This is a genomic window from uncultured Veillonella sp. (assembly GCF_938010505.1).
Lineage (GTDB): Bacteria > Bacillota > Negativicutes > Veillonellales > Veillonellaceae > Veillonella.
The window spans coordinates 1-15,611 of the sequence record NZ_CALLVP010000038.1; the positions used below are offsets into that span (position 1 = coordinate 1).

A 15,611-nucleotide genomic window follows, 5' to 3' on the forward strand; every position below is an offset into this window, starting at 1 on the left:
TTAAGATTTATATAAGCATGGTAGTAAAGACCTATTATGTAGTGTAAATATAGTGAATTTTTCTAATAAAGGATAGATATTTAATTTGTCATAAACGAATGGTATTTGTCTTCATTAAAACATACGGGGAATGAATATTCAATATGTATACTATGCATATTGAGCAATGTTGAGAACGATAGATTCTTTAGTGTTAATATTGTAAAAGCAAATAGATATTGTGACTATAATATAGTAAGAAGGTATGAGTAGGTGTTACTCCTATGAGATCCTAGTTATAAATAGGCACGTTCTCAAGAGTATAGTATATATACTGATGAGAACGCGCCTTTGCTGCATTACTGGATGTGGTTATTGTTTTTGGAGCTTTAGTGCCCTTATTTGCTTTACAAAAAGCAAATAGCCCTCCGTTGCCTAGTGTAACTAGATAACGGAAAGGCCATTTCTTCATGTTTTTGTGTAACTAGAGATGCGCCTGACGTAGCTACTCGTCTGACTATCTTCTTATATTATAGTAAGGTTATTATATATCGTCAAATTATGATGAATGTGTGTATGGTACGTGGTTTGTTGATGGTATTGTAAAATAAGAAAAACTCCTATTGGCTTTCACCGATAGGAGTTTTTGGTTTTATAATTGTAATTTTATAGTACTTTTAGGCCTATTATTAAGTCACAGATTATAACAAACTAATTATATTTCTTTTACATCATCAGGTATAGCCGGAGGAGCGGGTGGTTTACCCATAGATCTTTCAATGAACACCACAGCCACAAAGACGATGAGGCTGACGATGGAACCGAAGATGATGGACATGATGCCATATGGGTTGCCAATGAATTCCCAGTACACGCCTGCGATGGAGCCGAGCACGATGGACCAAATGCCGGCGCCAGCTGTTGCATTTTTCCAAGTGAGGCCAAGTAGGAATGCAGCGAATGGGCCGGCGGATCTCATGGTGAAAGCAAATACGAGCATCGGAATGATGGCTTTGCTTACGAGGGAGATGATGATGGCGATGATGCCTAGGAATAGCACGCATAGACGGCTGTAATTTGTGAGCTGAGCGTCAGTGAGGCTTTTACCAAAATGATGTTCCACAATATCCTTGGTAAATACAGTAGCGGCCCCTAAGAGGTCGCCTGCGCCTGATGAAAGCGTAGCCGACACGACCGCAGCCATAACGAAGCCTGCCATTACAGGAGGCATGAGGTTAAGTGCTACCGTCGCCACCGCATTGTTCGCTTCGATGTTCGGGAATTCAGCCAATGCTACGAGGCCTAAAATCGCAGGAACAAAGGCGAATAGAGCCATGATAATACCACAGATGATAGAGCCGAGAACGGCCGTTCTTTCATCCTTCGCAGCAAAGTACCGTTGTACGGATTCTTGGCCGGTGGAGAAGGTCATGAAGTACATAATGATGAGGCCGATGATGGTTTTCCAACCAACCTTTGTAAATCCTAATTGTTCAGGCGGCAATTTCGCCACTACCGATTCCCAGCCGCCCACATTGTGCAATACGAACGGCACAGCGAGGGAGAAGCCCCCAACGAGGACGAAGAAATGGATAACGTCCGTCATCGTAACGCTCCACATACCGCCGGACATGGTGTAAAGTACGAGTACCGCGCCGCAGATGAGGATGGCGAGCTCTGTTGAAAGCCCTGTGAGAACGCTAATAATGGTTGCAGTTGCTGTAATCTGTACGCCTGCAAGTGTAATCGTTGCCAGCATGGACAGAATAGAAGTAATGAGATGGCTAGACGCGCCGAAACGACGACCGATGATCTCTGGCACTGTTGTTGCCATGGCACGCCGTAAGAGCGGTGCAATGAAAGCAACGAGGATAACACCAATCCCTGCAGATACTACGTACCAACCTGCAGATAAACCCCAAGAACCATACGCTTTCGCTGCTACACCTACGGTGCTCCCACCACCGATTTCCGTAGCTGCTAATGTGCCTGCCGTCATAAGAACCCCAATACGACGACCTGCGAGTAGATAGTCAGTACTATCTTTTACACGAATATGACAATATACGCCGACTAATAAATTCAGTAATAAATAGGCGCAAACAATAACCCAAATAATAGTTAAAGCCTCCATAAGTCACCTCCAAAACTTTAAACTTTAGAGTTACATACTAAATCACCCTTACTACTTGTGGTGCATATATCAAGTATAACTTTATTATCCCTAAAAATTAGGGAAATTACAAAGAGGAGTTTCTTTGAGTGATGGAGAATGTATATATATTAGGAAATAAAAAAGCCCGTTAATAACGGGCTTTTTTATGCATTTATCTGTATATCTATTTATATTATCGGGATAAAGATATATATCGTCAAATTGAGATGAACGACAATATAGTAAATATATGGTGGTAAACATGATACAATAACAATAACATATTTCTTCTTTTATGTATTGATTGTCGTTTTGGGTGTTCTTTTTTTCTTTACCCTTTTTGTCGATATTCTATTGCGGTTGCTAGAATTTGTGATTATTTTATTATTCACCTGAGTGTGGAGTTATACTATGTTAAATATTACTACCTCGTCCATTATAAGAGGGTTCATCAAACTGATCATCCTTTTATTCTGGATGTTTTGTCTTTATACGGCATATGATATGATTACCGATTGGCATGACTTACTCGAGTATTACGAGCCAGCAAAGTTTTATGGTGTCATGTATCTCGTTAGTGTTAGCTGCTTAGTATTACCGTATGTGTTCTTTTACTGGAAGCCTTTAAATCCTGCACGCATGGTGCCGAAACCGGTAAGAGCATTGCGGGAGAAGGGAATGCGATGGAAAGCGTCTCATAGTCCGTTATACGTTATATATACTATCTGCAAGGGTATTGGTATTATATTGGGGCTAATCTGGTTGATCGGCTTAGGATTGGGGCTACTTATGGTTATCATTATAGGTGGAGCCTTTGCACTAATATCGATGTAGGCTTTGTTTTTTAATCCTAACAGCTATTATTTGCATAGTATACGTATGCTAATGAGACTGTGTTTATTTATTTTGAAATCTAAGAGAGTAGGAGAGAGAATATGAAAGCAAAACATATGGTTATGGGCCTTACAATGGCCCTACAATTGGTGAGTGGCTTTACTTATACTGCAGATGCCAGTTGGCTTAGCAAAACTTGGGAAAGGCTAGAAACAAAAGCTGCTAAAGAATCCTATGATTGGCCTAAAGCCGAACAATATAGATATTATAGTATTGGTCAGTATGTAGGTGAGAGATTGCCACAAGAAGAACTTATGGTGCTTGGTGTTTCATTAGGTAGCACTTTTGATGCGGTGAAAGCCAGTCTAGGCCAGCCAACAAAGGAAACTAGATATGGTTTATCCTATGGTGGTGTAACCTTTGGTAACACTATATTGGGTGGTATGGATAATACTGTTACGTATATATCGATTACGAATCGTGATGCGATAACTCATAGAGGAATTGCTGTAGGCGACTCTATGAGAAAAGTGTTAAAAGTGTATGGCCGTCCAGATTACATTGATTATGATGATCGTTGGTTTTATGGATTATTACAATATAGAACTGATATGATGAACGGGATACTTTTTGAACACAAGGGGGATAAAGTAAGTAAAATTATAATCTATCTTTAAGTTTGATATAGTTAAAGTGCACCTTTATGCGTTAAACATAGAGGTGCACTTTTTTGACTAATATTAACTCTAATGTATTATAGCGCATGGACATAGAGTCAGATTTAAAGAAATTCCGTATAACTATAAGTTTTATGAGAAAATAATGAAATTATTTATTGTTTTATGCTAAAATGAAGTTAATTATACAGTGATTGGCGACTTATAGATTATAGATGTAGTTTAAATAGTAAATTTTGGTAATAAAAAATCTCAATTCCGAAGAATTGAGAGTAGGTGCCCTACGTCGGGCGGCCCGAAGGCATTGTAAATAAATTTGTATTTGAACTCGTAATGTAATTCTGTAAACCTCCAAAACTAATTGGATTACTTATAGTATAGTTAAGCTTTTGATGAATGTCAATTATTAATTTCCGAAGGAGAGCGCTTATGGAAATGCAAGCATCGAACCAACTTATTTTAAGTCATTTGAAAGATTATCCGATTAAAGATTATTTTGTGGGACTAGATATTGGCACAAACTCAGTGGGTTGGGCGGTAACAAATAAATCATATGAGTTGTTGAAGTTCCGTTCTCATAAAATGTGGGGCAGCCGTTTGTTTGATGAGGGTGAATCAGCTATAGCACGTCGTGGCTTCCGTTCTATGCGTCGTCGATTGGAACGTCGTAGATTACGACTAAAATTATTAGAAGAATTATTTGCTGATGCTATGGCGCAGGTGGATCCAACATTCTTTATGCGCCTTCGTGAAAGTAAATACCACTATGAGGATAAAACGACCGGTCATAGTTCTAAACATATTTTGTTTATCGATAAAAACTATACTGATCAAGATTATTATAAAGAGTATCCTACTATTTATCATTTGCGTACAAAATTGATGAAATCTGGTACTGACGACATTCGCAAGCTCTTTTTAGCAGTACATCATATTTTAAAATACCGTGGTAACTTCCTCTATGAAGGGGCTTCATTTGATTCAAATGCTTCAACGCTTGATGATGTTCTTAAACAAGCCTTAGAAAATATCACCTTCAATTGTTTTGATTCTACTGCTGCAATTGGTTCTATCGGTCAAATCCTTATGGAGCCAGGTAAAACAAAATCTGACAAAGCAAAGGCCATAGAACGTTTTGTTGATATATATATAATTACTGATGAAGTGGATACTTCTAGTAAAACTCAAAAAGAACAGGTCAAGGAGGATAAAAAAAGACTTAAATCATTTGCTAATTTGGTGTTAGGTTTATCTGCGAGCCTTACTGACTTATTCGGCTCTGTAGAGGATTTAGATGAAGATCTTAAAAAGTTACAAATTATAGGGGATACATATGATGAGAGACGTGATGACCTAGCTAAAGCTTGGGGGGACGAGATTCATATTATTGATGATTGTAAATCTGTATATGATGCTATTATCCTCATGTCTATTAAAGAACCTGGCCTTACTATATCTGAATCTAAGGTAAAAGCTTTCAATAAACACAAAGATGATTTAGCTATATTGAAATCTTTATTAAAGGCTGATAAAAATATTTATAAAGCGATGTTTAAGGCTGATGAAAAAGGTCTACATAACTATGTGCATTATATTAAACAAGGCCGTACTGAGGAAACTAGTTGTAACCGTGAAGATTTTTATAAATACACCAAGAAAATAGTAGAAGGACTATCTGATTCTAACGATAAAGAATATATTCTTAGTCAAATTGAGCTACAAACCTTATTGCCACTACAACGGATTAAAGACAATGGCGTTATTCCTTATCAATTACATTTAGAAGAACTCAAAGCAATTCTTGATAAATGTGGTCCTAAATTCCCATTTTTAAATGAAGTGGCGGATGGTTTTTCTGTAGCAGAGAAACTTATTAAAATGCTTGAGTTTCGCATTCCGTATTACGTAGGGCCTTTAAATACTCATCATAATGTAGATAACGGTGGTTTTGCTTGGGCGGTTCGTAAAGCATCTGGATGCGTAACTCCGTGGAATTTTGATGATAAAATTGATCGGGAAAAATCAGCAGCAGCTTTTATCAAAAACCTTACTAATAAATGCACTTACCTTTTGGGCGAGGATGTGCTGCCCAAATCATCACTTTTATATAGTGAGTTCATGTTGCTCAACGAGCTAAATAATGTGCGTATTGATGGGAAGCCATTAGAGAAAGCGGTAAAAGAACATCTTATTGAGGCTGTATTTAAGCAAGATCATAAGAAGATGATCAAAAATCGTATAGAGCAATTCTTAAAGGATAATAATTATATCCCTAAAAAATATAAACCTGAGATTACAGGTCTTGATGGAGAAATTAAAAATGATTTAGCCTCTTATCGTGAGATGGTTCGTATTCTTGGGACTAATTTCGATGTATCTATGGCTGAAGACATTATTGCGGATATTACTATCTTTGGTGAAAGTAAGAAAATGTTACGTGAAACATTGCGTAATAAATTTTCTTCACGCCTTGATGATGACGCTATCAAAAAATTGTCAAAATTAAGATATCGAGATTGGGGACGTCTTTCCAGAAAGTTATTGAATGGTATCGAGGGATGCGATAAAACTGGTGATGGTACGCCTGAAACTATTATTAAATTGATGCGCAATTTTAACTATAACTTGATGGAACTATTGGGCGATAAATTCTCCTTTATGGAACGTATCCAAGAAATCAATGATAAATTGACAGACGGTCAAGTAGTAGACCCTCATGATATTATCGATGATTTAGCGCTTTCACCAGCTGTTAAGCGTGCGGTATGGCAAGCATTGCGCATCGTTGATGAAGTTGCACATATTAAAAAAGCGTTACCGACTCGTATCTTTGTAGAAGTAACACGGTCAAATAAAGCAGAGAAAAAGAAAAAAGACTCTCGTCAAAAACGATTATCTGATTTATATGCAGCGATTAAAAAAGATGATGTGTTATTAAATGGCATTAATAATGAAATCTTTGGGGAACTGAAGTCAAGTTTGGCTAAATACGATGATGCGGCTTTAAGAAGTAAAAAGTTGTATCTATATTATACTCAAATGGGGCGTTGTGCTTATACTGGTGAGATTATAGAGCTAAGTCTGTTAAATACAGATAATTATGATATCGATCATATTTATCCTCGTAGCCTTACCAAGGATGATAGTTTTGATAACTTAGTACTATGTAAACGAACTGCAAATGCTCAGAAATCAGATACATATCCAATTAGTGAAGAAATTCAAAAGGCACAAAAGCCATTCTGGACATTCTTAAAACAACAAGGTCTTATTAGTGAACGGAAATATGAGCGTCTTACTCGCATTACACCACTTACAGCTGATGATTTAAGTGGCTTTATTGCTCGTCAACTAGTAGAAACTAATCAATCTGTTAAGGCTGCTACAACATTGTTGCGTCGTCTTTACCCAGATATTGATGTAGTCTTTGTAAAAGCTGAGAATGTAACAGACTTCCGTCATGATAATAACTTTATCAAAGTTCGTTCATTGAACCATCATCACCACGCTAAAGATGCATATTTAAATATCGTAGTAGGAAATGTGTACCATGAGAAATTCACACGTAACTTCCGTGCATTCTTCAAAAAGAATGGAGCTAATCGTACATATAACTTGGCGAAGATGTTCAGTTATGATGTCAAATGTACTAATGCTAAAGATGGGAAAGCTTGGGATGTAAAAACAAGTATGGACACTGTTAAGAAAATGCTGGCTAGCAACGATGTTCGAGTTACGAAGCGTGTTTATGAACAAAAGGGACAATTGTCTGATATTAATTTGACTAAGGCGAGTAAAGTTAAGGCTGATATATATTTACCAATAAAAGCTAATGATCCAATTATGTCACAGAATATGAAATATGGAGGCTATTCAGATATAAAGAATGCATACTATACGATTATTAAGTATAGTGATAAAAAGAATAACAGTATCAAGGCATTTATACCAATACCTATATTTATAGCTACTAAGACTTTAACGAAGCAAGCTCTTTTAGGATATATAAAAACGGTTTTACCAAAGGCTAATAATCTACGAATAATTTATAAAAAAGTATACAATGATCAGTTATTAAAAATTGATGGATTTAACTATTATTTAGGTGGCCGATCAAATGATCGTTTTTGTATTGATAACGCAATTCAACTTATAGTTCCTTTAGAGATTCAGTTTTATATAAAATTGGTTGAGAAATTTACAGCTATAATATCAGAAAATAAAAATATTGCGCTTAAAGCGTCATCGGTCAAATCTAGAAATCCAATAAATAATCAGGTTGAAAATATAACCTTAGAGTATACGCAAAAATTATTCGATTATTTGGTATCTAAGTTTAACGAGCTTATCTATTTGAAGATGAGAGGTAATAAGTTAACAGATGTTAATAATATAGGAAGAAAACAATTTATAAAACTTTCTTTAGAAGAACGATGTAAGGCATTAGCTGAGCTGCTTAATATTTTTACTAATATGAATAAAAAACTATCTTTAAGTACTATAAATGTTAGCGCATCTCGTAAAGTTGTTAATTTTAAGATTTCGTCATTAGATGAATTTAAAATTGTAAATGAATCTATTACTGGTCTATATTCTAATGAAATAACTATAGTTTAAAACGTGGGAGTTAGTATTAGGGGTTATTATGAGTTGGCGTACGGTAGTCATAGGTAGTCGTTCTAAGTTAGATTTTAAAATGAATTACATGATTATTCGTAAGGACTTTGAAACGACTAAAGTATATATTGATGAAATCTATATGTTGATTATTGAATCTACGGCGGTGAGCCTCACCGCCGTACTCTTAAATGAGTTGATTAAAAAGAAGGTGGCTATTGTATTTTGTGATGAGAAACGAAATCCAGCGAGTGAGGTTCTTCCATTACATGGTAGTCATAATAGTAGTAAACGTTGTCGGGAGCAAGCTAATTGGTCTAAAGATGTACAAGCTTATATTTGGACTGAAATTGTACGGCATAAAATTATGAATCAAGCAGACTTATTACAGCATCAGAATTTAGCTGAGGCAGATTTACTATATCAATATCTGGATGAGTTGACTTTAAACGATGAAACGCAACGTGAAGGTCATGCTGCAAAGGTATATTTTAATGCTTTGTTTGGAAAATCATTTTCTCGAGAACAAGATAATCCTATTAATGCAGCCCTTAATTATGGATATGCGATATTGCTTTCTGCAGTAAATCGAGAGATTTTATCTTTAGGATATATTACACAGTTAGGGTTAAATCACTGTAATCAATTTAATCCGTATAATTTAGGATCTGATTTAATGGAACCATTGCGTGGATTTGTTGATGCAGTAGTTATCAAGTTAAGACCTGCAGAATTTGACCGTAATGTGAAGCTTGCTCTTATAGAATTGCTATCTGAAGATGTAAAGATTAATGATACCGTTCAAACATTTAGTGCAGCAATTCGTATTTATTGTAAAAGTGTGTTTGATGCATTGTGTACTCAAAATGCTAATCAGATTAGGTTTATAGAATATGAGCTATAGATTTATGAGAATACTAGTAATGTTCGACTTACCGACATTAACTTCGGAAGATCGAAAAGAATATAGGAATTTTAGAAAGTACTTAATTGTATCTGGCTTTCTGATGTTACAAGAGTCTGTATATTCAAAGTTAGTTCTTAATACAACTAGCGCTAATCTTATTATGGAACATGTGCGTAAAAATAAGCCACCTAGCGGTAGCTTATTTATGTTAACTGTAACAGAAAAGCAGTTTTCAAGAATGGAAATTGTAGTTGGAGATAAGCAAAGTGAAGTTATAGATTCAACAGAGAGGGTGCTCGTGATATGAAATTAATGTATCAAGATTCTATATTGGACTTTGAGATATTTCATGATAAGGTAACCGTTATATCTTTTGAAGATTGTAAAGCTTTTCGACATATGGTTACAGAGCTCGATATACAGTGTGATGGTGGTGAAGGGCCTTGGATCTTAAACGATAATGATAAAGCTTTTAGTATAGATAAGTATAGCCATATGATACTTAATCCATTATATGTAGATGTAAATAGTAAAACTTTATTAACTAAATTACAAAACCAACTATCTAAAGACGCTTTATTGATGACTGAAGAGGTAGCGGATATTGTAAATCGACTTCATGCCTTTTACTATTCTTTAGAATTTGGATATCCTTTATCAATCCAACATAAACTTGAAATTGGGACTGCTGAACTTATTAAATTAGGGAGTTTTAATTTTGAGTTTAATCGTAAAGGAGATGTTATGGATTTAATGTCCTATATAGAAGTGGTGGATACATTATTATCTCCTATGCTGTATATTATGGTGAATTTAGATCTAGTTTTAAATGACGATGAACTTAATGCATTTTATCAAAATATACTAAGTCGGCAATTACGACTGGTTTGTCTAACAACTGGATCTCTTAACAAAGAAAAACTTGATAAAAGCCTTATAAATGGGTATATTTTAGATAATGATTTCTGTGTTATTTGAAGAGGATACAGAATTACACCTAGTGGTAGCTCGAGTTATTCTTGAGCCTTAAATTTAATTTGGGGTTTGAGAGTAGTGTAATTCTGTAAACCTCTAAAACAGCACCATTTATATCTAATATACCATCATTGTTTGAGAGTAGTGTAATTCTGTAAACCTCTAAAACGAGTGGCAAAGCAATCGACTTGCGGCAATCGTTTGAGAGTAGTGTAATTCTGTAAACCTCTAAAACATCGGAAACATGCGGAAAAGCATAATATAGGTTTGAGAGTAGTGTAATTCTGTAAACCTCTAAAACAGAAATCATATTTTCAAATGCAGATAACGCGTTTGAGAGTAGTGTAATTCTGTAAACCTCTAAAACTGGTACCTTGATATTAGAGAAGGCGGCGCGGTTTGAGAGTAGTGTAATTCTGTAAACCTCTAAAACTTCTGGTGGTACACTTCGTATCCATTCGCGGTTTGAGAGTAGTGTAATTCTGTAAACCTCTAAAACGTTGTCTAGTTCTAAGCTACCCATACCGCCGTTTGAGAGTAGTGTAATTCTGTAAACCTCTAAAACAAAGCTATATAGTGGAAACTAGTGCATGTGGTTTGAGAGTAGTGTAATTCTGTAAACCTCTAAAACAGCCATAACGTCATCCCTCTACTTCCATCTGTTTGAGAGTAGTGTAATTCTGTAAACCTCTAAAACCTAAATTCAAATCACTATCCTGCGGAACGAGTTTGAGAGTAGTGTAATTCTGTAAACCTCTAAAACATCTGAACCTGCTTTGCATATTCGCGTTTAGTTTGAGAGTAGTGTAATTCTGTAAACCTCTAAAACTTAATCTCTTTACGTTGGAAAAAGTCCTTGGTTTGAGAGTAGTGTAATTCTGTAAACCTCTAAAACGGCTTAATATTAATTGACGAGCGAAAGGATGTTTGAGAGTAGTGTAATTCTGTAAACCTCTAAAACGGTGAATGTAAATAATTACACCAATAGCAAGTTTGAGAGTAGTGTAATTCTGTAAACCTCTAAAACCAATACTTTAGATTATATGGAGACCCTGCCGTTTGAGAGTAGTGTAATTCTGTAAACCTCTAAAACTTGAGCATCGAGCGTCCACGGATGATTAGCGTTTGAGAGTAGTGTAATTCTGTAAACCTCTAAAACGTCGTAATATTCTGCAAATACCTCATCAGGGTTTGAGAGTAGTGTAATTCTGTAAACCTCTAAAACTCTTTACATAGTATGAATAAGCCTAAGTGGGTTTGAGAGTAGTGTAATTCTGTAAACCTCTAAAACTGGACATTTAATTGTCTTGTAACCATTTGTGTTTGAGAGTAGTGTAATTCTGTAAACCTCTAAAACACCTTCAGTTTGTACCTCTTGTGGTTCTGCGTTTGAGAGTAGTGTAATTCTGTAAACCTCTAAAACAATAATGATGGAGCATTCATCTTGGTTATTGTTTGAGAGTAGTGTAATTCTGTAAACCTCTAAAACGAACAAACAGAACTCATGATGCGGCATATAGTTTGAGAGTAGTGTAATTCTGTAAACCTCTAAAACAACATAGTACCACATATATTTAGTACCGAAGTTTGAGAGTAGTGTAATTCTGTAAACCTCTAAAACAAACAAGTGGACGACTACGGCAACGTAGAAGTTTGAGAGTAGTGTAATTCTGTAAATCTCTAAAACGAGCAAATTAGATCCTTATTTAAAGATTTGGTTTGAGAGTAATGTAATTAGAATTTAGTAGATTATAAATTTGTGAAACGACATAAAAGCCGAGCTATCTTGTTTTAGTAGCTCGGCTTTGTTTGTTAATTCATATATTTATATAATATGATGCTTATTGTATCGTATATTAGTTCGTTCTATAATAGATTTGGGATAGTTAGACGAGGTTGGGACTCTCTTCGATTTTGAAGGGAGGGATAAGTCTATGAGCGATTATGAAATAATCATGCTCCTTTTACAAGTACTGGCTATTGTCATTGCTTTTGGAGCTTTAATAGCCCTTATTTGCCTTACAAAAAGCAAATAGCCCTCCGTTGCCTAGTGTAACTAGATAACTGAAAGGCCATTTCCTAATGTTTTACTGATTTAGAGATGAGCCTGACGTCGCTACTCGTCTGACTATCTATCTATATTATAGTAAGGTTATGTTATATCGTCAAATTGAGATGAACCTCATATATTAAATAGAAACAAATCTCATGCATAGTGAAATATAAAGTTATAAATAATAGGCACGATCTTATTTGCATAGTATACTTATGCTAGTAAGGTTGTGCTTATTTGTTTTGTAAATATGATAGACGCAAAGAAGCGAGGTTTTTATGTTACGTAAAAGTTTACTACTGATGACGGCGATAGCTGCTTTCACCATGAATGTATGCGCTGTACAGATCGAAGCGCCAAAAGGACAGCCACCTGTGCCTGGGGCCGATGCGAGTATTCCTGCTAATGCGTATGAAAATTATCGGCATATTAATAAAGTTGCAGAGCAAGAGGCAGAGTCATATAGTCAATTTGCAAAATCAAATCCTAAAAATCCGCCATCTACGCTTGATAAGCTAAATCTGGAACATCCTGGTTTTTCTAAGGCTTTGGAGCTTGCAAATTATTCTCAATCAACAGTTGTATTGATTCATGAAGGGGATAAGAATATCAGAATATCCGTGCCAAATGTTAGTTTTCGTGGTGATGTTGTAGAGTCTCCATCTGGAAAAGAAGGTCCTTTTTTTGCTGTTAGAAGCTTGAGTGCGTTTTTAGTGGTAGGTCCACCGCATGGCAAAGCACTTGATATATATTCTGAAAGTAAAGGAAAATATATGTATCCAAGTTTACGGAATACATCTTGGAAATTTATGTCGAATAATGCTCGTGTGATGTATACGGAATTCACACCGAATGATACAAAAACTGCCTATGGCATTACCTATGGTGGTTGGGTTAATACAGAAGATCCATATCAAGATCAAGCACCTGAAGTGGTGATGAGTAATTATATTATTCCATCCATAGAATCCTTAGCTGGATTAGATAGTTATAGCCAGATTGAGCATTGGGGGAACTTTCACTATCGCATTCCTAAGACGGCTAAGTTAGTCAGTGAAGCCGTAGAAAATGAGAGACATGAGGTGAGAACTTATGAGGATACAGGGGTTAAAATACGGGTAATACGTAGCGCAATCATGAGCAAAGAGACAGATAATACGCTGATTAAGGTTCCAATAATATATTATTTACATAAATATAATGATTTAGAGACGCCTACACAGTACGCCGTAGTGTGGAATAACGGAATTCCTGGCTCTTTAGTTGATGCCTATAAGTCCAATCATGAATCATATCTTCGTCATGTTATGAAAGATTCTGTATACTATTACAGTTATCGCATTAATTATGATGAAAGTAAAACGTCTTATACACATAAACAGCTGAGAGATATGATTGAATATTGGGGATTTGATGATGCGGCAAGATTACGAAAAGAGCCACAATGGCGAGAGAAAGGGTCATATAAGGAGAGACTCGAAAATAGCCCAGTATTTATCCCTTGGTATATGGAATGGATTAATATATTAACTCAATAAGAAATGTAGTTTTAAAGTTTTTATGGTATTAGATAGGAGAGCGCCAATGAGTAAACTCAAATACATCAAAACTATATTAGTGCTTTTGCTTAAGGTTTATCTTGTCTATCTATGGATTAACTTTGTAGAGACATTTGCTCAGCTACTCTATAATATCTATGTATTGAAAGTATATTCATTGGAGCATTTTGGTCTATTTCTATTCTTTCTCTTAGGTAATATATGTAGTATTCTGTGGCTTATTTTATGGTGTAAGCAATTACCGCCGGCTTTTAACAAGCCTCAAATATATTATGAAGTTAAAGACTGGATACGAATTAAGAAAGCAGAGGCACTTATCTATAAAGTCCTATTTGGAAGTTTACTGCTTTTGCTAAAGCTATGTCTTGTAGTGTATATCTTAATTATAGCTTCCATGATTTTAAGCATTCCAGTAATATACTTTTGAACTTCTATCAAACGTTACATAAATTAAAAATCCGAGCTACTATGTTGATTAAGTAGCTCGGCTTTTATTAATTTATTCATATATTTATATAATATGGTCTTTATTGTATCGTATATTAGTTCGTTATATAATAAACTTAGGATAGTTAGGCAAGGTTTGGCCTCTCTTCGTTTTTGAAGGGAGGGTGCTTATTTGTCTAGAAATAGCAAAATAGCCCTTCGTTTCTTCGGAAATTAGATAAAACGAAAAGGCCATTTCTACATGTTTATATGTTATTAGAGATAAGCCTGATGCAACTACTCGTCTGACTATTTGCCTATATTATAGGGGTAAAGATTTATATCGTCAAATTAAGATAAACTGGAGGTCCTTATGAAACCATTTGAAACAAAAGATTATAAAGCTTTTACCATGTTCGAGGATCGTTGGGCTCTTGTTACGGCCGGTACGCCTGAGGATTTTAATACGTGTACAGTTAGTTGGGGCAGCATGGGCAACGTGTGGGGCCCGAATGGCGGCGATATGTCTACGGTGACGGTGTACATTCATCCAGCCCGCTATACGCAGGAATTTATGGCGAAATACGATACCTTTACCGTTAGTTTCTTCCCTAAAAGCTACCGCAAGGCGCTTGGTTACTTAGGCTCTCATTCTGGTCGCGACGAAGATAAGGTAGCTAACTCTGGACTAACACCAGTGGTGGCAGGCGATGGCGTGACTTTCAAAGAAGCAGATATAACATTTGTATGTAAAAAACTGTATGAACATCAATTTGACGAATCTCATTTAGCAGCCCATGTAAAGGAATATTATGCAGCCAATCCGTCCATGTACACCCAAGCTGGTAAGGATCGTTGGGAACCACATTATATGTACATTGGCGAAGTAATAGATGCTATAGAATAATAGAAACATAAAATAAATACAGACAAACAAAAAAGGCAGTCCCTAAGGTGAACTGTACCTCCAAAATGGTGTCCAATTTTGGGGTGCCGTTCAGGGCTGCCTTTTTTGCTATTTTATCAAAAGGAGAAAGTAAGACGGTATTTACTACCTGTATTTATAATAACATAGTTAATGGGTATAAAATGCCACATATTATTACGATACATCTTTTGTTAATCAGTACTATAAATAGTATACATTAATAAAATTTTTATAAATTATAATCCCACAAAAACTGCAAAATCTGATATAATATTAGTATAAAATTCGATGTAATTAAGGACTAAAAATGGTGTATGTGAAGTGATTTTCTGGTTTAGAAAATCACTATATCCCTGGTATTCAGTCGATGTAATCAGAATGTTGTATATGTTAAACGACTACGCAAATGCGTAGTTTTTATTATTTTTTGTTTGGCGTAGGTAGTTCCATGAGTGTAGTGAAGCCCTTATTATGGCTATTAGAACCGTATATCGTATACAA

9 protein-coding genes and 1 CRISPR repeat array are annotated in these 15,611 nt (G+C 35.6%); of the genes, 8 read left to right on the forward strand and 1 reads right to left on the reverse strand.

The window, feature by feature from the left end; all coding sequences use genetic code 11:
• Positions 1 to 694: 694 nt before the first annotated feature.
• Positions 695 to 2,113: a sodium:solute symporter gene (locus tag Q0507_RS01885; protein ID WP_298711553.1), complete on the reverse strand. Its 1,419-nt coding sequence runs from the start codon at positions 2,111 to 2,113 to the stop codon at positions 695 to 697.
• 525 nt (positions 2,114 to 2,638) lie between these two features.
• Between Q0507_RS01885 and Q0507_RS01890 the strand changes: the two genes are divergently transcribed.
• The 8 genes from Q0507_RS01890 to Q0507_RS01925 all read left to right on the forward strand — a co-directional run bounded on the left by Q0507_RS01890 (position 2,639) and on the right by Q0507_RS01925 (position 15,089).
• Positions 2,639 to 2,968, forward strand: a complete 330-nt coding sequence (locus Q0507_RS01890; RefSeq protein WP_298711556.1) for a hypothetical protein — start codon at positions 2,639 to 2,641, stop codon at positions 2,966 to 2,968.
• Positions 2,969 to 3,069: 101 nt separating this feature from the next.
• Positions 3,070 to 3,645, forward strand: a complete 576-nt coding sequence (locus Q0507_RS01895) for a TonB-dependent receptor (protein WP_298711559.1) — start codon at positions 3,070 to 3,072, stop codon at positions 3,643 to 3,645.
• 429 nt (positions 3,646 to 4,074) lie between these two features.
• Positions 4,075 to 8,262: a type II CRISPR RNA-guided endonuclease Cas9 gene (cas9, locus tag Q0507_RS01900; protein WP_298711563.1), complete on the forward strand. Its 4,188-nt coding sequence runs from the start codon at positions 4,075 to 4,077 to the stop codon at positions 8,260 to 8,262.
• Between the two features lie 28 nt (positions 8,263 to 8,290).
• Positions 8,291 to 9,166, forward strand: coding sequence for a type II CRISPR-associated endonuclease Cas1 (gene cas1, locus Q0507_RS01905; RefSeq protein ID WP_298711566.1), 876 nt, complete (start codon positions 8,291 to 8,293; stop codon positions 9,164 to 9,166).
• 4 nt (positions 9,167 to 9,170) lie between these two features.
• Positions 9,171 to 9,476, forward strand: coding sequence for a CRISPR-associated endonuclease Cas2 (gene cas2 / locus Q0507_RS01910; protein WP_008601990.1), 306 nt, complete (start codon positions 9,171 to 9,173; stop codon positions 9,474 to 9,476).
• A complete protein-coding gene (csn2, locus tag Q0507_RS01915; RefSeq protein ID WP_298711573.1) occupies positions 9,473 to 10,147 on the forward strand; it encodes a type II-A CRISPR-associated protein Csn2 in 675 nt (224 codons plus the stop codon). The genes cas2 and csn2 overlap by 4 nt, the downstream gene beginning before the upstream one ends.
• A 64-nt stretch (positions 10,148 to 10,211) precedes the next feature.
• Positions 10,212 to 11,897: direct repeats of the CRISPR family, unit length 36 nt; unit sequence GTTTGAGAGTAGTGTAATTCTGTAAACCTCTAAAAC.
• A gap of 578 nt (positions 11,898 to 12,475) precedes the next feature.
• Entirely contained in the window at positions 12,476 to 13,735 is a 1,260-nt protein-coding gene (locus Q0507_RS01920; RefSeq protein ID WP_298711576.1) for a hypothetical protein, read from the forward strand.
• 820 nt (positions 13,736 to 14,555) lie between these two features.
• Positions 14,556 to 15,089 carry a flavin reductase gene (locus Q0507_RS01925; RefSeq protein ID WP_298711579.1) on the forward strand — a complete coding sequence of 178 codons (534 nt, stop codon included), beginning with the start codon at positions 14,556 to 14,558 and terminating at the stop codon, positions 15,087 to 15,089.
• Positions 15,090 to 15,611: the final 522 nt, after the last annotated feature.

What these genes read in the sequence shown, in the direction of transcription:
- Q0507_RS01885 (WP_298711553.1), bottom strand. Translation starts at nt 2,113, where the DNA reads ATGGAGGCTTTAACTATTATTTGGGTTATTGTTTGCGCCTATTTATTA.
- Q0507_RS01890 (WP_298711556.1), top strand. Translation starts at nt 2,639, where the DNA reads ATGATTACCGATTGGCATGACTTACTCGAGTATTACGAGCCAGCAAAG.
- Q0507_RS01895 (WP_298711559.1), top strand. Translation starts at nt 3,070, where the DNA reads ATGAAAGCAAAACATATGGTTATGGGCCTTACAATGGCCCTACAATTG.
- cas9 (WP_298711563.1), top strand. Translation starts at nt 4,075, where the DNA reads ATGGAAATGCAAGCATCGAACCAACTTATTTTAAGTCATTTGAAAGAT.
- cas1 (WP_298711566.1), top strand. Translation starts at nt 8,291, where the DNA reads ATGAGTTGGCGTACGGTAGTCATAGGTAGTCGTTCTAAGTTAGATTTT.
- cas2 (WP_008601990.1), top strand. Translation starts at nt 9,171, where the DNA reads ATGAGAATACTAGTAATGTTCGACTTACCGACATTAACTTCGGAAGAT.
- csn2 (WP_298711573.1), top strand. Translation starts at nt 9,473, where the DNA reads ATGAAATTAATGTATCAAGATTCTATATTGGACTTTGAGATATTTCAT.
- Q0507_RS01920 (WP_298711576.1), top strand. Translation starts at nt 12,476, where the DNA reads ATGTTACGTAAAAGTTTACTACTGATGACGGCGATAGCTGCTTTCACC.
- Q0507_RS01925 (WP_298711579.1), top strand. Translation starts at nt 14,556, where the DNA reads ATGAAACCATTTGAAACAAAAGATTATAAAGCTTTTACCATGTTCGAG.